Raw genomic sequence first — 16994 nt, forward strand, 5'->3', positions numbered from 1 at the left:
TCATGAGGACACGTTTGAAAAGTAAATTTAGTAGAGATTAGTTGAGAAGAGGAGAGAGTAAAGTGAATATTCGTATTTTAGTCATGCTTTCATTACTTGTTGGTATCGGTGCCGTTTTACATGCAATCATGCCGCCATTCTTTTTAGGAATGCGTCCTGATATGCTGTTAGCGATGATGTTTCTGGGAATCATTTTATTTCCTAAATTCAAATATGTGATGATCCTATCCCTGGCGACAGGATTCATTTCCGCACTTACAACAACAGTACCTGGAGGTCAGATTGCGAACATTATTGATAAACCGTTGACCGCACTAGCTTTCTTCGGGTTATTCATCGCCGGGCGTAAACTTGTGAAGCACAATATCTATGCCCCTGTATTGACAGCAGTAGGTACGATGATCAGCGGAACTGTTTTTCTCAGCATCATCCTTTTTATCATCGGTTTGATGGAGGGAAGCTTCGCTGTCATGTTTGCTACTATCGTGCTGCCAACAGCTGCGATAAATGCCATTGCAATGATGGTCATATATCCTGTAACCCAGGGAATTATGAAACGGTCACAACTAAGCGCTAGTTATCAATAACATTCCTAAACCTCTGGCTGCCAGGCTGGGGGTTTTTTTACTACTGGAAGACATATTCCCGGAAACTTTTGATATTCTTTTAAAAAGGGTTTCATTTTTACATATATAGAGAAAATAATCACAAGAAGATGTTTTGAAAGGGGTTTTGTTCATGGCAAACGGTAAATCGTTATTTTTAGGCTTCATTGTTGGAGGAGTAGCAGGTGCAGCCTACACGTTAATGAATACGAAAACATCAGGGGAAGAGTTCCGTGAAAATGCGAAAGCCAAGAGCGCGCAGCTGAAAGATACTGTCTTCAAATTGAAAGATGATGGCGTGCAATTGAAAGATCAGATTATGCAAACCTCGAAAGAAGGCGCCGAACTGATCAAAGACCTTTCGGAAGATGTGAAATCATCCATCGAGAGCTGGAAGAAAACCGTTGAACCACATCAGAAGAACATTCAAAAGTACCTCGAGCAAATTGAAGAAAGTTTGAAAGAATTAGAAGAAAAAGCTAAATCAGAACAAAACACTTCCCGTCAAACTCCACCAATGGAAGATCCCGATAAGCAAGAATAAATCATATGCAAAAAGCTCCGTTTCCTGATGGAAGCGGAGTTTTTTTACGCACGTATCAGATTTGCTTTGCCAGTTAAGCTCCCCTGTTGGGTCCGTTATCATGAGAGCAATGGGATGGGCGGAAAACGACTCGCTTTCCAGCTTCATCTCCTAGACACTCGCGACATAAGCAGCCCATCAACGGGAAGAAAGATCACTTCCCTTTTGCTGTTCTGCTTATGCGTGTCGTGTCCCCCAAGGCGATTACGCATTTATTTCTTTCCTGCGGGAGTTGAGTGATAGATGAGGCCCCGCAAGGCGAAGCCTGAGGAGACTCAGCACACGCCCACGGAAAGCGAATCGTTTCCCGAAGCTCCTAAACCCCAACAATATCTCGAAATCAAGTCTTCGACTTTTCAGCCCTTAAGTTGAAGAAGCTTTTTTATGAAAACAACAATAACATTTAACTGAGACCTTTATCTAAAGACATGCAAAAACCCCGCTCTTCAAATGAGAGCGGGGTTTTAAACGTTTAATTACTCAGCTGGTTGAAGATCTTCGATAGAGTCGACGTCCATGTATTTCGGAACGACAAGACCGATTTTCGCACCAGTCAAGTTAGCACCAAGATCAACAAGGTCGTCTTTATGATCTTCATATTGAGAACCATGCGTTCCAGGCAGCCATGCAGCAACCATACCATCTGCTTCACCAGATGCAACTGATTCCCACATCGGCCCATTATCCAAAGCAGTCATGGTTACATCAAAACCTTGCTGTTCCAGGACATGACCGATGACATTAGTGGATGCAATTTCAGAGTCCCAGTTCACATAAACCAATTCGATTTCTTTACCATCGACTTTTTCTGCACCTTTTGTCCAGGCTTCTACTTTATCGGAATTACTTTCTACCCAATTCTTTGCAGCTTCCTCTGGAGAAGAACCTTCTTCAGAAATCTCCAGCATAACCTTTTCCATGTCGCCTGTTTCCCATTCAAATTGATCTAAAATCTTATGGGCATTCGGCATATCTTCTTCTAAGCCTTTACGCACCATTGTTTTGATTTCTTCTTCACCACCGAATACTTCTTTCGGATCTTCAAGGTATTTCAAGTCAAACTTGGCAAACTTCCAGTGTGGTGTCCAGCCAGTCACCACGATCGGTTCCTCATTTTCATAAGCACTAGTAAGTTCTTGCGCCATTGCACCACTGGAAGAAGTTGAAACTTCCCAGCCGCTTAGGCTGTCATATTCTTCTACAGCTGATTGCGCTGCGCTGACTACTCCAGCGCCGGCTTCAATACCAGTGATGGTGTAATCCATTTCTTCACTATAGTTAGGCGCTCCACTGTCACCGTTGTTTCCTTCATTGCTGCTGCCGCTTTCTTCTTCGCCAGATCCACAACCTGCAGCTACTAGTGATAAAGATAAACCTGCAGCCATACCAAGGCGTTTCCAGTTTACATTAAACATAAAATAATCGCTCCCCTTTTAATAGTTTTTTATATGAGAAGACCAGCCGGAGCCGGCCTTATCTCCTTTTTAGACCTTATTGACCTTTTTGCGTATTCAAGTTTTGTGTGAAGCGATCGATGATAATCGCTAAAATGACAATTCCTAGACCGGCTACGAAACCAGTACCAACGTCTGCACGCTGCAGACCGGTAATTACCGTCTGTCCAAGTCCTTTTGCCCCGATCATGGAGGCAATGACCACCATGGAAAGTGCGAGCATGACCGTCTGGTTGATTCCAGCCATTATCGTGGTTTTGGCCATCGGCAGCTGAACTTTAAAAAGCTTCTGCATGCCGGTGGTACCAAATGAGTCGGATGCTTCAATCAATTCTTTTGATACTTGCCGGATTCCTAAATTCGTGAATCGGACGGTCGGCGGGGTCGCAAAAATAACAGATGCAAATACACCCGGAACCATTCCGATACTGAAAAATGCAACCGCCGGTATCAAATAAACGAATGCCGGCATCGTCTGCATGAAATCAAGCACCGGGGTGAGAATCGCCTGAACGGTCTTACTTTTGGCCATCCAAATCCCAAACGGAACCCCGATGATTACAGAAATCAGACTGGCAAATATGACCAGGGTGAATGTGTTCATAAGCTCTTCCCATAATCCCTGATTGCTGATGAACCACAATCCGATAACGGAAAAAACCACTAAACCAAATCGTTTTCCAGAGGCAAAGAATGCCAGGACTGCAATGACGGCTATGAACAACCAAATCGGAACGGCCATAAGCAGTTCTTCCGCAAAGAATTCAATGAAGTCTCCAAAATCTTCTTTAATAAAATCAAATAAAAATTCAAATGTATCTGTTGTCCATTCAGTGGCGTTATCAATCCACTCGGCAACAGGCAGCTTAGGAATGATTTCCATTGATAGACACCTCGCTTCCTGCTAATGCAGCAATCACAGCTCCCCTGACAATTATTCCCTTCAGCTTGTCGTCCTCTACGACAGCAATTGGAACTGGAGAGTCATGAATCATATTGAAGATTTCATGCATGGTCGTATGCATATCTGCTTTCGGTACATCCGTATGAAGAATGTCATGCAGATCTTTCTTGTCTTGTTTCGCAGCGGCAGAAACATCATCAGCAGTTACATAGCCATACAACTTCCGTTTTCTATCGACGACATAAATGCTGGATAACCCTTCTTTGCGCATTCTTTCTAACGCTGCCCGCGGACCGTGTTTTTCAATGTCAACGGTTTCCGGACGCTTCATGATATGCTGAGCCTCCAAGACCTTGGAGCGGTCGACATCCTCGACGAATTTCTCCACATAGTCGTTAGCTGGATTGACAAGAATTTCTTCCGGTGTTCCGATCTGGACAATTTTACCGTCCTTCATCAAAGCGATTCGATCGCCAATCCGAAGCGCTTCATCCAGATCGTGTGTAATGAAGAGAATTGTTTTCTTCATATTATCCTGGAGCTCCAGGAGTTCATCCTGCATTTCTTTACGGATCAATGGATCCAAAGCAGAGAATGCCTCATCCATCAGCAGTACTTCCGGGTCATTTGCCAACGCACGAGCCAAACCGACACGCTGCTGCATCCCGCCGGATAATTGGGATGGGAATTGATGAATGTATTCTCCAAGCCCTACCATATCCAATGATTCTTTGGCACGCTTGCTTCGCTCTTCTTTATCAATCCCTTGGACTTCCAAACCGAACTCAGCATTTTGTAAAATTGTACGATGAGGGAAAAGGGCAAACTTCTGAAAAACCATACTTAATTTTTCACGTCGTACGTTACGTAAATCCTGTTTGTTCATTTTAGCCAAGTCATCTCCATCGATCATGACGCTTCCTTCCGTCGGTTCAATCAGACGATTGATCAGACGTACCAGCGTGGATTTACCACTCCCTGATAAACCCATAATGACGAAGATCTCTCCTTCTTCCACTTCAAACGAAGCACGGTTTACCCCTACCGTGTTTCCTGTTTTCTTCAGTATTTCTTCTTTGGATAATCCTTCATCAAGCAATTTTGTTGCATGCTTGGCATTCTTCCCAAAGATTTTTGATAAATTTTCAACTTTAATTACGGGCACGAAATTCACCTCACTAAAACTTTTTGTCTAATTTCTATGATTATTATTGCCCATTCCTTATCTTTCACCCTACATACTGTAACGCACTTGTAATAAAAAGTACAAACAATAAACTCAGATAAAAAAGTATGAAAAATACGTACAGTTTAAACTGTATGAAATTTAAACGGGAAAATACGTACTTTTCCTTTGATTTTCAAGAAAATACATGGTCATCTGCTATTTTCATTTTTTCCCACCTTAATATAACGTGTTAATTGGTCAATATTTGAAAAAGGAGGATTTGATGGCTCCTAACTCCCAATTAATAGAAGAACTCCACACCAAAGTGATTCATGAATTCTCTAAAACACTGGAAATGTTCGCATTGTCACCAGCAGAAGCCCGCTTGTTTGTCACCCTCTATCTTCACGGGGAGCCGATGACGCTCGATGAAATGAGCAATGCATTAGGAAAAAGTAAAACCGCTATGAGCAACGGGATCAAAAGCCTGGTCGATCTGAACCTTGTTGAGCGTGTATGGAAAAAAGGGGTACGGAAAGACCTTTATCAGGCTGATGAAAATTTATATCGAAAGTTTATGACTTCCTATATTCAAAAATGGCTGGATGCCGCTCAACGACAGGAACACTCCTTGAAAGAGATCGAATCCACCCTGGAACAAAAGGTGAACCAATTAAAGAAGCCGGGTGAAATTGAAGAAATCAAGGAACTATACAATCGGCTTGGCGATATGATTCGCTTTCATCGATTGATCAGTGAAAAATTCAGCGATATGAAACCTTCTGCTCAGGAGGCTTCATTCAAATAAAAAAAAGATGAATCTTCCCGTTAATGGGAAAGATTCATCTTTTTTTTGCGGTTCATTCTATATTACCATTTGCTGAGATGCTATCGCAAAGTTCCAAACCTATTCCGGCCGCATTGTTTCCGACTGCTAACGCATTGGTGGTGCACACTGCAGTATATATGGCGCATGCCATTTGAAAACCCGGTTCCCGATTACTGAAAATGTTACCGACTAAGGAAATCCTGTTGCAGGAAGATGTCACACGAATTCCTTGACTTTCTGACGCATAGTCAGCTCCAATACCAGTCAAGCGATTATTACTGATGGTTGTGGTATCATTGCAGGTTATCCAGATACCATGACCACCGATATGCGACAAAGCATTATTTGCAATTGTCAAGTCCCGGTTACCCGTAAACGCCTCAACGCCAGTGCTCGATATTGATTTGATGATATTGCCTGTAACATTCACCATCGTAGTTGCCGTCAGCTTGATTCCCTTTTCGGCACCCACGATGATATTCTCAGACAGGCTCGACTGAGCGACGTGTGCAAGATAGATCGCATTCGTAGACACAGCGCCTTCGATCGTATTTCCTGTGACACTTACTTCGAGCATGTCATGACGTTTATCCCCGGTTATACTCATCACTGACCCATGAGCACCAGGTTGGATGAAATGGTTGCCCTGGATGGTAACCCTTTTAACCTGGTTGCTGTCATTCGTTTGATCCCCAAAGATATCCTCGCTGTCCACTTCATTATCGCCGTAGTAGTTCGGGTCGATGGAAAGCCCTGCTCCGCAGCCATCTAAGATATTGCCAGTGATCGTAATATCTTCCCAGGAATAAGCCCGTATTCCCCACTGCAGGGTGCCGCTGACAATATTATTCGATATAATAATCCGCTTGTGCCAACGATCTGCTGTTGCCGAATGCGAGCCAATAGCTCTGCCCCAGCTCCCCAGCCGGTCACTGGGACCGAAATAACAATTGGTAATCATTACATCCTGACAAGGTGTATGATCGAAATGGGATTTCTTCCAGGGAAACACACCGCTGCTTTTCATTAAATCCAGCTGGATGGCTTCTGAATATAACTTGCGTTTTTTGGGTGCCATGCCGATAAACTTACAGCCATCAATCAACACATTCATGGAAGAATTAATTTCCATTCCATGACCTGGTGACACATCCTTGATAGTTAAGTCCCTGAAAATTAAATTTTTCGCGTGGCCAATTACAAAACTGGTGCCGCCTAAATACCGGTGGCCATTATTATCCCAGATTCCACCGATGATGGTAATGTTGCCGTTTCCCTCATACCCAGTATCGGTGCTGTTTTTCTCGATATTCTTGAGCATTCCGCGATGGTGGACTTTATTAAATATGGCCTTAGGGTGGCACTCGATTCTTGTACCTTCATAAATCACCAACGTCGATGTAAGTTTATACACACCTGCTGGAAAGTAGAGAGAGATTCCGTTCGGCCTTCTCTTTGCTTCATCCAGCAATGATTGGATACCGGAAGTATCATCATGCTTACCGTTCCCTTTGATACCGGGCATATTTACTGCTATATAATGTCTGCTATCCTCACCGGTTTTCTGTTCGACAGCTCTCAGTCTTTCTCTTAAACGAGCTGTTAATAAGGCTTCACCCAGGTCATCTGCACTGGTGCGGTCAGGTTTATTTCGCTTTAGGATATCGGTGTATTTCCCCATCATCATCTCTCCATTTCATCCTTCAAATCGTTCCTCTCCAAAACTCTTATACCTATATTTATATAAGCTTCCTCATTTCTTTATCCATAACCTGTTATTCACGTTTCAAACGTTGTATACATAACTGCGACAACTACTGTCATGGCAGTTTATAAACTCTTTTATTTTTTTTTGAGAAAACCTATTGCTTTTTCTATCAAAACATACTATTATTCCATTTGTGCTACTCAATACATAACGGTTCACCCCAAATATCATAGAGACATTCCTTACTAATGTTTCAGTCATTTTTGTAGTAAAGGGGGATTCTGAGATGAACTGCTGGAAAACAGTAAACATCACAAAGGATTTCGGTAATAATCGCATTTATCTCACATCCTTTCTTACAGGGTTGTTAGCATTTCTGATTTTGTATCTGCCTTTTTCGTTGTTGCATTTGACGCATGATGTAAAAGACCATGGTTTACTTCCATTGCTGGTCATTCTTTTCTTCTTGCCGTCCCTTCATCGAATGATGCATATACTGCCTTTAGTTCTTGCTAATAAACGCGTAAGGGTGAAATGGAAATTCAGAAGACGATTGATTCCAACATTCGATTACCGGTGTCAATCCAAATTATCTAAAAAAACATCTATTTTCATGGCACTGGCACCAACATTATTCATCACTCTTCCAGGTTTAGCGATGAGTTATGTATTTCCTGGATATTTTGCTTATTTTGTGCTGTTTTCAGCTGTGAATATTGGGTTATCGTTTACCGATTACCTATATTTGAACCAATTCATCCGGGCTCCTCGCCGCTGTGTCATTGAGAATGCCAAAGATGGCTATGATATTCTGATCAAACGTAAAAGCTCATAAATATAGATAAGAATAAGAAGGGTGCTGACTCAGCGCCCTTCTCTTGTTTTTTCGGACATAAATTCTGTTCAAAAAGACCTTTTTTTGATAAAGTAAGTGAATAAGGAATAAAGGAGGTATTTCAGCAGTGGCATTCGTGTTTATCCTATACGCCTTAATTATCCTATTCATCATCAATTCTCTGACACATTCCTTATGTATGAAGACTAACATGTCTAAAGAGAAGCAGCCGCGCGTGTTCCGTACCATCAATGTTCTAATAACGATTTTATTGATATCCTCTTATGTAGAAGTATTGAACGCGGCGTCTTAATATGATGAGCCTAACCATAAAAACAACACAGAAAAAAGCCAGACGCCTGAACCGGCGTCTGGCTTTCTTATTAAATCCTGTCAGGGATTACAGCCATGCTGCCCCTACAATAATGAGCAAAATGAATAACACGACGATCAAAGCGAAACCGCCACCATATCCTCGACTCATAACCTCACCCCCTTATCTGATACGTACAGTATCCTATGCAGCGGGGCGTGAAGATGGATAGGCGTTTGCCCCCTATCCTTTATCTTTTGAAAAATGTACTAGTTTTTGTTAATGCGGATATGTTATATTATGTCATAGGTTGTTTGCCTTACGTCTAGAATTTAATTACATAATAGGGGTGTATGAGAAATGAAGAAGTTTGCAGTTGCAGCTACAATTGCCGCAGGGGTTTTAACCTTATCTGCTTGCAGCTCTGATTCAGAAGAAAACAGCAAAGCAGTAGTTGAAACAAAGAGTGGCGAAGTGACAAAAGAAGAGTTTTATGAAGCATTGAAAGACCAAAATGGTGAAGCAGTTCTTCAGCAATTAGTCATGGAAGAAGTGCTTTCAGATAATTATGAAGTAACCAAAGAAGAAGTGAATAAAGAATTAGAGAATATGAAAGAGCAGTATGGGGAACAATTCGATATGATCCTTCAACAGAATAACTTCAAAAGCGAAGAAGATTTCAAAGATATGCTTCGTCTTAGCTTGTTACAAGAAAAAGCAGCTATGGAAGATGTAGAAGTTTCTGAAGAAGAAATGAAAGATCATTACAATAAAATGAAAACCCAGGTCCAAGCGAGTCATATCCTTGTCGATAATGAAGATACAGCTAAAAAAGTGAAACAGCAGCTCGAAGATGGAGCGGACTTCAAAAAGCTGGCTGAAAAATTCTCAACCGATAAAGCATCACTGGAAAATGGCGGGGACCTTGGATTTTTCGGACCAGGTGAAATGACAGCTAAATTCGAAGATGCAGCTTATGCACTTGAAGAAGGCGAAATCAGTGAGCCGATTAAAACGGAATTCGGCTTCCACATCATCAAGAAAACCGGCGAAAAGAAAGCTGAAGATGTAGGTTCTTTTGAAGAAGAAAAAGATACCATCAAACGTCAATTAGCTTCTAAGAAAATTGATCAGACAAAACTACAAGCAAAAATGGATAAAATGATGGAAAATGCAAATATCAAAGTCAAAGACGAAGATTTCAAAGGTTTATTCGATAAACCAGAACAGCCTGCCCAAGGGGACAGCGGTTCTAAAGAAGACGCACAAGGATAAATATAATCTAAACTCAGAGCACTAGCTCTGAGTTTTATTTTATTTAAAGTTATTTATAAAAATGTCTATAGTAGAAGGAATTGTTAAATATTGTTCATTTTTCATTAAGGGAGTTATTCCACTATAGGGCTGAAAATCCGAAGACTTGATTTCGAGATCTTCGGGTCCGTTGCCGAGTCAGGAGTAAAGGCGGCTGGGAAACGATTCGCTTTCCAGCTTCATTGCCTAGACACTCGCGACATAAGCAGTCCATCAACGGGAAGAAAGAGCCCTTCCCTTTAGCTGTTCTGCTTATGCGTGTCGTGTCCCCCAAGGCGATTACGCATTCATTTCTTTCCTGTGGGGGAGCTGGCAAGCCTCCTCGGTCGTTTCACGACCTGTGGGGTCTCGCCTAGCCCCTTCTCCCACGGGAGGTCTCACTGTTTCCCCGCCACCCTATTCGTTTTTGAGATAAACGGACCATTACCATGGATGAAGATGGCTTCTACTTACGCGGTATAATGTATAACAAGGGTTATGGTAGTAAGACCCTTTTCGTGAGTAGCTCTTTGAAATGCTCCAATATCGAAGTTTCCGTTTCTCTCATAAATGCAAGGAGGGCCGGGAAATTGCGAGACTCCTATGGGAAAATAGTACATGGTGAGATCCCGCAGGGCTTTAGCCCGAGGAAGCTCACCGTACCCCATGGAAAGCGAGTGATTTCCCGGACCTCCAAAGGCTTTCAACCTTAACGGAAACAGTTTCTCTCGAAACTGAGTCTTTAAGTAAAGGGAGCTTAACTGTAAAATCAACACTGAAACTCAACAGAGCCATAAAGAAAAAAGCTGTCTGCTAAAGGGTTTACCTTTACAGACAGCTTCATCATAAGGAGGAATTAACAGCAAATCAACCTGAAGCAACAGACTTCTTATGCTTTCTTTGCTCCTTCTCTTCTTCCATTCGCCTGATATAGACCTGGCCTTCGCGTTCGATGAACTGACGCTCGAGTCTTTGCTCGGCACGCATCGCCTTGTAAGCCATATACCCACTCAGAAAGATGAACAGGATGCAAAAGAATACCCAAATTGGAATTCCGAATAACATGGCATGATCCTCCCTGTCGGCTTTGTTCTATATTTATGCGGACAAGCGGACAGATATGCCATTGGGTTAATTATCTTCAAATAATGGTTTATAAAAGTTCCGCTGTTCCATCGAAAATAACCGTTCGGTAAATTCTCCAGGCTCTACTTTATCCAGGGCACGGTCCAGCATATTCATTTTGGCATCCATTAAATCAATCAAATGAAGCACTTCCGCTTCCCGGACAAGCGGCGGTTTTGGGCTTCCCCACTCACTCTTACCATGATGGGAAAGCACAAGGTGCTGAATAATCGTCACTTCCTCGCCCTCAATCTTCAACTCTTCTGCCGCCTGGCCAATTTCCTGAATCATCATTGGGATATGTCCGATCAGTTTCCCTTCTATAGTATAGTTAGGAGCCGCGGCACCAGAAAGCTCTTTTAATTTCCCTAAATCATGAAGAATAACTCCCGCATATAACAAATCTTTATTCAAGGAAGGGTAAAGCTCCTTCAACTGGCGAGCGAGATTCAACATCGATACGATATGATGCGCCAATCCAGACACATAAGCATGGTGATTTTTAGTTGCAGCAGGATAAGTCAATAATGCTTCCTGATACTTTTGGACAAAATATCTAACCAGCCGCTGAATATTAGGATTTTTCATTTCAAAAATCGCTTCCGTTATACGCTCCATCAATTCTTCTTTTTTGATCGGTGCTTTTTCTACAAAGTCTTCCGGCTTTACCCCATCTGTTGCCTGAACGGGGCGAATCGACTGGATTTTCAGTTGCTGTCGTCCTCGGAAACTGGTTACTTCTCCACTTAGTTTCACCAGTTCCTCTGCCTGGAATAATGCCTCATCCTCTGGCGTGGCTTCCCAAAGCTTGGACTCGATCTCCCCAGTGGCATCTTTCAATATCAACGTAAGAAATGGCTTGCCATTACTTGCCACCCCTTTACTGGCAGACTTGATCATCATGAAGCTGTCAAAACCATCCCCTACACTATAATAGGCAATTCCTTTTTTCATCGAATCTCCTCCCCAGTTTCCAACAAAAAAGGGATCATACCTTATATTTACGACTAACTTTATATGAGAAAGTCTCTGTAAATTAAACTATGATCATACTATCTGTCATCCTAGCGTTATATCGCTGAATTATATTTTTCGTAATCAATATTCTTCTGAGTGATCGACTTTCGGCACGTACTGGAAAATTTCCCCTGATTCCACAACACGTATGAATTTCATCAGCCAGCGATAATAATTTTGCGCATAACGAAGGCGCTCAATATCCGAGTAAATTTTTTCTTTCAGCTGCTCATCCTCTGCGTCACCGGAAATCTTCTCCAGTTTATCGATCGTTTCTTCCGCTTCCTCGATATTAGTCTCTGTATGATGCCGCCAACGGCTACCGAATAGTGTGGTGAATGATTTATACCAATCTTCTTCTGATTTATATAAGTCCTTACGCACACCCCGTTTAAACGCAGGTTCTACCATCTTCATATCTGACAACGCCCGGACGCCGGTAGACATACTTGTCTTACTCATCTCGAGCGCATCCCTCATCTCATCCAGGGTCATCGGATCCTCCGCAAAATAAAGGACACCATATAAGCGGCCAATTGATGGTGTGACCCCATAAAGACTCATGTTTTTCGCGATAACCTGGATGAATTTTTCCAGGGTTTCTTCATATTTACTCCATTCTGTTTGTTGATCTTTTTTTGCCAAAGGAAAACCCTCCATTATCCATCACAATCTGACCCTATAATCTGAACACATTTTACCATTAATATTTTTATTAAGCGAATTCTCCTGCTATTTGGTCTGCCAATTTAATTGCACGACTTTCATTCGTTCCCTCAGCTAATTCTTTTCTGGTAGTAAATAAGAAAACCTGATGTTGCTTTGACATTTCATCCAGTATTTCCATCATGACACTTGTCCGGGTATGGTCAAAATGCACAAAAGCATCATCGATGAAAAACGGCAAGCGTTCCTTTTGGGAGAGAACCGCACTTAGTGAAAGGCGTAGAGCGATATAAAGTTGGTCTGCCGTTCCCCGGGAAAGTTCGGAAGCATCAAAATTCCATCCAGAAGCAGCTTCAATCTGAAGCTTCCCTTCTTCGGGATGAAAATAAACCTGTTTATACTGGCCGTTAGTCAGTTTATCGAACCATCCGGTAGCACGCTCCAATACCTCTGGTAAGTATGAATGCTGGTATATTTCTTTTGTCCTTGATAACAACTGATAAGCCGCCTGAAGAACAGCCCATTCTCTTGCTTCCTCACGCAGTTCATCACGCTCTGTCTGTAACTGATAGCGTTTATAGGAAAATTGCTCGGCGTCTTCCAATTGCGCCAGCCTGCTATGAATATCTGCAAGCTGTTGTCGTACGTCTTCTTGTTCGGCTTCCATCTTTTCCTGCCTCTTCTGTTGCTCTGCTTTATCCCTTTCCAACTGCTGATAATCAGGGACAGCTTCGAAGACACGGTATTCCTGTAGATCGGCTTGTTTTAAAGTGGCAGCCAACTGTTGCTGTAATTCTTTCTGCTTCTGATGATGATGTCTTGCTGTTGCTACAAAAACGGCGAGTTGAAGGAATTCCTGCTCTGTGTCCACTCCACCCTGCTCCAGCAAAACTTGTCGTTCTTTTTCATAAGGAACCATACGTGTGTGCACATGCTTTAGCTTATCTTGCAGCTCTTCCTTTTGATTCTCATACTGTTGGAGGTTCCTTTTTATTTCTTTACTCTGATCGTTTATAAAGGACAATTCAGATAATAGAGCAGAAATCTGGTTATCTTTCCATTCCCATCCTATTTCTTTTAAAAACCTCTCTACTTGAGCGCGATAGGAACGCAGCTCCTGCTCCAAGGTATCGATTTCCTTTTTAGCTGCCTGATACTCTCTATACTTTTCTTTCAATGGCTTAAGGGCATGATAAAGTTTGAACCAATGACCGCATTCTATGTTCCTTAAAAATGGATAGTTCGTGAGGTGTCCCTGCAGTAACTGGTCTAATCGTTCCCTTCTGGAAGATAGCGTCTGCGCTTGTTCCTCTGTTTTTATTGTTTCTACAGCAAGACGCTGACGTTCCTCATGCAGCCGCTTCAACTGATACGAAGCTTCTTCATGCCGGTCGACCTTGTTTCGTATTGCCTGATATTCTTCCTGAGATAGGGAACTTCCGGTTTGATCATTTTCTGAATCAGGCATATCAGCGGAAGATTGCTTATATATATAAAAACCGCCCAAGAGCATCAATCCTGCAAAAATAGCAATTGGAAACGAAGATAACAGCCAGGATGCCAATAACCCTGCTACCGACAAACCGGTTGTCAGTACAAACATCCTTTTAGCCTGCTGTCTGCGTTTTTCCAACATCGATGATAAAACATCACTGTCATTCCTGATCTCAAAACGCTGCTTTTGTTCATATGCCTCCAGATCAACGGTATAATCCCGGTACACTTTCTCTGACAAGAGAGTTTCTTCAAGTGCAGCATAACGTTGCTTTGTATGTGTTTCCTTTGCTGCCAGCTGCCGTTCCTGTTCTACGAGACGTTCTCCCTCATTCTCCAGGCTCTCTTTCTGCTTGGCTGCCTGGTTCCATTCCTCTTCTAAATAGAACGGGAAATCGTAGGTGTCCAATTCGTCGAGGCTTAGATCGATAGCTAAGTCTTCTAACTCGCGGGTAAGCCTATGTTCTAATTGTCGGACTCGCTCTTTAAGGGTGTCATTGTTCCGGATTACATCCTCCACAGAAGGAATATCCCCTATCAAGGCTTCCAGCTTGTGACAGGATGCTTCCGGAAGCTGCTGTGCTTGAAGTTCATCCAGCTTCTGCTCAGTTTCTTGCAATGTTTCCGCGATCAATTGCCGTTCACTTTCCAAAGGTAGCAGCTGTTCTTTAATCGCTGCCAGTCTTTCTTTTCCATCGACAGGAAAGTTTTCGGGATACGCTTCAGATGCATTAGCGTGCTGGTGATAGGCTGTCACTAAATCCTTCACTTGCAGTAGACGCTGCTGCTGAAATAGAACTTCCTGCACAGAAGCTTTCTTAACACGCAGCTCCTCCATCTTTTCTTGTAATTTTCGTTGCTCTTCCTTTAACTGTTGATAAGAGCCTTCTTCCTGCTCCAACTCTCGCAACTCCTTGGCTGACTGATCGATCTTATCGAGCCGTCTATTGATGAGCGGTTTCTTCCCATGGGGTTTAAAAAGTCCAGCGATTTGCTGGTCCAGTTTCTTTTCGGTTTCCTTGATCTGTGCTGATCCGGTCAACCCTATATTGAGTAATGTCTCTCCCAAATCCTGTTGCTCCATATGATGAATATCGGTAAGGTCACTGGCTTCAAAGGAAAAAATCGCTTCATAGGAACCACGTTCCATCCCTATCAATGAGGCCAGGTAGCTCTCATCCCTTTCTTCCCCATTCGGCAGCCGACAGACGGCCGCCCCGTTATGACGATCATGGACCCGCTCAACCATCACTTTTTTTTCATCTTCCATGAGGAGTTCCATTCTTCCGCCGATCGGACCACCAGTTTTCGGCTGGAAAAATTCCCGTTGTTTCGGCGGCAATCCAAATAGCATAAATAACAAGAACTTACGAAGTGTCGATTTTCCTGCCTCATTATCTCCAACCATAACTGGAAAATTACCGTTTTCGAGGTCAAGCTCAAAATTCTGCCATTTCCCGAAACCGTAGATATGTAAATAAGTTATCTTCATTAGTACCCTCCTCTCATTTCAGCAATTCCATCAACACTAAATCCTTCGCTTCTTTCAACACTTGCTTTTTTTCATCATCTGACATCTTGTCAAGATACTTTCTAGCAGTACGGTGACGGTATAAGGGCTTCAACCAATTTTCCATATCATCTGCCGCTTCATATTGCCGTAGTACTTCTCCGACAAAATGCTTCTCCTGCTTCAATTCTTCCTCATTCCAGGAAGGCATTACATCAAACGTTATATCCCGGATCCATAACCACTGGCTTTCTGCCTGTTCTTGCTCATTAAGCCACTCGAGCAATGCCGCTATGTCATTTTTATTATGCCAGAGGGCTGCCAGTTCCTCACCGCCGGTTAGATGGATATGGATAATAGCTGGACCTGTAGGACGCCATTGATCCTTTTTTGCTGAAAGAAACTTTTCCAATTCATCGAAGCCGTCTGCTTCTGTTTCAAGCGTAATGTTATAAAATTGAAACGTATGTAATGGCAGGAACGTCAAGGTTGTGCTGGCAAGGTCCATCTCCACTAAGTAACAGCCTTTCTCGCCCGTTTCTTTGATGGAACGACCCTGGATATTCCCGGGGTAAATGATGTAGGGAGATTCCGATAAAATTTCACGCTTATGGATATGCCCGAGTGCCCAGTAATCCATATCCTTCTCTTGCAGTTCTCCCACACGGAAAGGAGCATATACATCATGATCGGTATTTGTTTCGATACTTCCGTGCAGCATTGCGATATGATATTTTCCTTCGTCTATACGTTGGAACTCTGCTGCTTTTCTCTCTTTCACGGCCCGGTGATGATAACTGAAGCCATAAACAACAGCTGCCGGCTCACCATTTTTATAAAAAAACTGATTGGTCACATGTGGCTCCGTGAACAGATGGACATTATCCGGGTATTCAACCGGGTGAAAAACTGCTGATAAATAATCATGATTCCCATGGCTGATAAATACTTCGATGCCATGCTCGTCAAGCTTCTGAAAGGCATCACGCAGTCTGATTTGTGCCTTCAGGCTTCTTATTTCATGATCGAATAAGTCTCCTGCTATCAGGATAAAGTCTACCTGGTGGACGATGGCCTGCTCTACTAGTGACTGCAAGGCGGTAAACGTACTATCCCTTATTTGCTGTTCTATCATGGATGGAAGTTCTCCTATTCCCTTGAATGGACTGTCGATGTGCAAATCGGCACAATGAAGGAATTTGATTTGATCGGTCATACGCTCTTCTCCTTCTCCCTATTTTCTTTCATTGTAGCAAAGCAAAAAAACGAATGCACGTTCGATAGCAATTTTTCTGAAAGATGGGAAATGCTAAGTCTAAGGAGGTGCCTGGACGATGCCAAAACAAAAGAAAAATCCATCGGAACGAGCGAAAAGCGCGGCCAGCGTCAAAGGAAAGAAAAACCAGGGTCCTGTCGACCCATTCGTGGACGAACCGGAACATCAGACGACTAATATGCAATACGGCAAAAAGAACATGGGAGAATGAATA

General features: G+C 42.7%; 17 protein-coding genes. 7 read left to right on the top strand and 10 right to left on the bottom strand.

Annotated features, from left to right (window positions below; genetic code table 11):
* Positions 1–62 precede the first annotated feature (62 nt).
* Both ACGTN9_RS13810 and ACGTN9_RS13815 read left to right on the top strand, forming a co-directional pair.
* Positions 63–587, top strand: a complete 525-nt coding sequence (locus ACGTN9_RS13810) for a tryptophan transporter (RefSeq protein WP_499593706.1) — start codon at positions 63–65, stop codon at positions 585–587.
* A 151-nt stretch (positions 588–738) separates the two neighbouring features.
* Positions 739–1149, top strand: coding sequence for a YtxH domain-containing protein (locus tag ACGTN9_RS13815; RefSeq protein WP_499593708.1), 411 nt, complete (start codon positions 739–741; stop codon positions 1147–1149).
* A 515-nt stretch (positions 1150–1664) separates the two neighbouring features.
* On the opposite strand, the gene ACGTN9_RS13820 is transcribed toward ACGTN9_RS13815, so the two are convergent.
* From ACGTN9_RS13820 to ACGTN9_RS13830, 3 genes are all read right to left on the bottom strand, one after another.
* Positions 1665–2603 carry a glycine betaine ABC transporter substrate-binding protein gene (locus ACGTN9_RS13820; protein ID WP_499593710.1) on the bottom strand — a complete coding sequence of 313 codons (939 nt, stop codon included), beginning with the start codon at positions 2601–2603 and terminating at the stop codon, positions 1665–1667.
* Positions 2604–2679: 76 nt separating this feature from the next.
* Positions 2680–3525, bottom strand: coding sequence for an ABC transporter permease (locus ACGTN9_RS13825; RefSeq protein WP_499593712.1), 846 nt, complete (start codon positions 3523–3525; stop codon positions 2680–2682).
* The gene (locus ACGTN9_RS13830) at positions 3509–4711 is read right to left on the bottom strand and encodes a quaternary amine ABC transporter ATP-binding protein (protein ID WP_499593714.1); all 1203 of its coding nucleotides are present in this window, start codon (positions 4709–4711) and stop codon (positions 3509–3511) included. The genes ACGTN9_RS13825 and ACGTN9_RS13830 overlap by 17 nt, the downstream gene beginning before the upstream one ends.
* 286 nt (positions 4712–4997) lie before the next feature.
* Here ACGTN9_RS13830 and ACGTN9_RS13835 point away from each other — a divergent pair, with 286 nt between their 5' ends.
* Positions 4998–5522 (top strand): GbsR/MarR family transcriptional regulator, encoded by a 525-nt coding sequence (locus ACGTN9_RS13835; protein WP_499593716.1) that lies wholly within the window; start codon positions 4998–5000, stop codon positions 5520–5522.
* A gap of 52 nt (positions 5523–5574) precedes the next feature.
* On the opposite strand, the gene ACGTN9_RS13840 is transcribed toward ACGTN9_RS13835, so the two are convergent.
* A complete protein-coding gene (locus ACGTN9_RS13840; RefSeq protein ID WP_499593718.1) occupies positions 5575–7224 on the bottom strand; it encodes a right-handed parallel beta-helix repeat-containing protein in 1650 nt (549 codons plus the stop codon).
* 313 nt (positions 7225–7537) lie between these two features.
* Here ACGTN9_RS13840 and ACGTN9_RS13845 point away from each other — a divergent pair, with 313 nt between their 5' ends.
* Positions 7538–8086, top strand: coding sequence for a DUF3267 domain-containing protein (locus tag ACGTN9_RS13845; protein WP_499593719.1), 549 nt, complete (start codon positions 7538–7540; stop codon positions 8084–8086).
* A gap of 127 nt (positions 8087–8213) precedes the next feature.
* Positions 8214–8399, top strand: a complete 186-nt coding sequence (locus tag ACGTN9_RS13850; protein ID WP_499593721.1) for a hypothetical protein — start codon at positions 8214–8216, stop codon at positions 8397–8399.
* 87 nt (positions 8400–8486) lie between these two features.
* Here ACGTN9_RS13850 and ACGTN9_RS13855 read toward each other — a convergent pair whose 3' ends face one another.
* Positions 8487–8570, bottom strand: coding sequence for a YjcZ family sporulation protein (locus ACGTN9_RS13855; RefSeq protein WP_037985558.1), 84 nt, complete (start codon positions 8568–8570; stop codon positions 8487–8489).
* Positions 8571–8759: 189 nt separating this feature from the next.
* Here ACGTN9_RS13855 and ACGTN9_RS13860 point away from each other — a divergent pair, with 189 nt between their 5' ends.
* Positions 8760–9674, top strand: coding sequence for a peptidylprolyl isomerase (locus ACGTN9_RS13860; RefSeq protein WP_499593723.1), 915 nt, complete (start codon positions 8760–8762; stop codon positions 9672–9674).
* A gap of 885 nt (positions 9675–10559) precedes the next feature.
* Here the strand turns inward: ACGTN9_RS13860 and ACGTN9_RS13865 are convergent.
* The 5 genes from ACGTN9_RS13865 to ACGTN9_RS13885 all read right to left on the bottom strand — a co-directional run bounded on the left by ACGTN9_RS13865 (position 10560) and on the right by ACGTN9_RS13885 (position 16720).
* Positions 10560–10757 (bottom strand): sporulation YhaL family protein, encoded by a 198-nt coding sequence (locus ACGTN9_RS13865; protein WP_499593725.1) that lies wholly within the window; start codon positions 10755–10757, stop codon positions 10560–10562.
* 66 nt (positions 10758–10823) lie between these two features.
* Complete coding sequence (gene yhaM / locus ACGTN9_RS13870) at positions 10824–11771, bottom strand: 3'-5' exoribonuclease YhaM (RefSeq protein WP_499593727.1); 948 nt, start codon at positions 11769–11771, stop codon at positions 10824–10826.
* Between the two features lie 144 nt (positions 11772–11915).
* Entirely contained in the window at positions 11916–12479 is a 564-nt protein-coding gene (locus ACGTN9_RS13875; RefSeq protein ID WP_499593729.1) for a GbsR/MarR family transcriptional regulator, read from the bottom strand.
* A gap of 70 nt (positions 12480–12549) precedes the next feature.
* Entirely contained in the window at positions 12550–15486 is a 2937-nt protein-coding gene (locus ACGTN9_RS13880; RefSeq protein ID WP_499593731.1) for an ATP-binding protein, read from the bottom strand.
* 13 nt (positions 15487–15499) lie between these two features.
* Positions 15500–16720: a metallophosphoesterase family protein gene (locus tag ACGTN9_RS13885; RefSeq protein WP_499593733.1), complete on the bottom strand. Its 1221-nt coding sequence runs from the start codon at positions 16718–16720 to the stop codon at positions 15500–15502.
* Positions 16721–16838: 118 nt separating this feature from the next.
* Between ACGTN9_RS13885 and ACGTN9_RS13890 the strand changes: the two genes are divergently transcribed.
* Complete coding sequence (locus ACGTN9_RS13890; RefSeq protein WP_139823792.1) at positions 16839–16991, top strand: YuzL family protein; 153 nt, start codon at positions 16839–16841, stop codon at positions 16989–16991.
* Positions 16992–16994 lie beyond the last annotated feature (3 nt).

It is taken from the genome of Halobacillus sp. B23F22_5 (assembly GCF_043497085.1).
Classification (GTDB): Bacteria; Bacillota; Bacilli; order Bacillales; family Halobacillaceae; genus Thalassobacillus.

Coding starts and splice junctions, on each gene's coding strand:
- ACGTN9_RS13820 (WP_499593710.1), bottom strand. CDS start 2,603: ATGTTTAATGTAAACTGGAAACGCCTTGGTATGGCTGCAGGTTTATCT.
- ACGTN9_RS13865 (WP_499593725.1), bottom strand. CDS start 10,757: ATGTTATTCGGAATTCCAATTTGGGTATTCTTTTGCATCCTGTTCATC.
- ACGTN9_RS13885 (WP_499593733.1), bottom strand. CDS start 16,720: ATGACCGATCAAATCAAATTCCTTCATTGTGCCGATTTGCACATCGAC.
- ACGTN9_RS13880 (WP_499593731.1), bottom strand. CDS start 15,486: ATGAAGATAACTTATTTACATATCTACGGTTTCGGGAAATGGCAGAAT.
- yhaM (WP_499593727.1), bottom strand. CDS start 11,771: ATGAAAAAAGGAATTGCCTATTATAGTGTAGGGGATGGTTTTGACAGC.
- ACGTN9_RS13815 (WP_499593708.1), top strand. CDS start 739: ATGGCAAACGGTAAATCGTTATTTTTAGGCTTCATTGTTGGAGGAGTA.
- ACGTN9_RS13855 (WP_037985558.1), bottom strand. CDS start 8,570: ATGAGTCGAGGATATGGTGGCGGTTTCGCTTTGATCGTCGTGTTATTC.
- ACGTN9_RS13825 (WP_499593712.1), bottom strand. CDS start 3,525: ATGGAAATCATTCCTAAGCTGCCTGTTGCCGAGTGGATTGATAACGCC.
- ACGTN9_RS13845 (WP_499593719.1), top strand. CDS start 7,538: ATGAACTGCTGGAAAACAGTAAACATCACAAAGGATTTCGGTAATAAT.
- ACGTN9_RS13840 (WP_499593718.1), bottom strand. CDS start 7,224: ATGGGGAAATACACCGATATCCTAAAGCGAAATAAACCTGACCGCACC.
- ACGTN9_RS13860 (WP_499593723.1), top strand. CDS start 8,760: ATGAAGAAGTTTGCAGTTGCAGCTACAATTGCCGCAGGGGTTTTAACC.
- ACGTN9_RS13890 (WP_139823792.1), top strand. CDS start 16,839: ATGCCAAAACAAAAGAAAAATCCATCGGAACGAGCGAAAAGCGCGGCC.
- ACGTN9_RS13835 (WP_499593716.1), top strand. CDS start 4,998: ATGGCTCCTAACTCCCAATTAATAGAAGAACTCCACACCAAAGTGATT.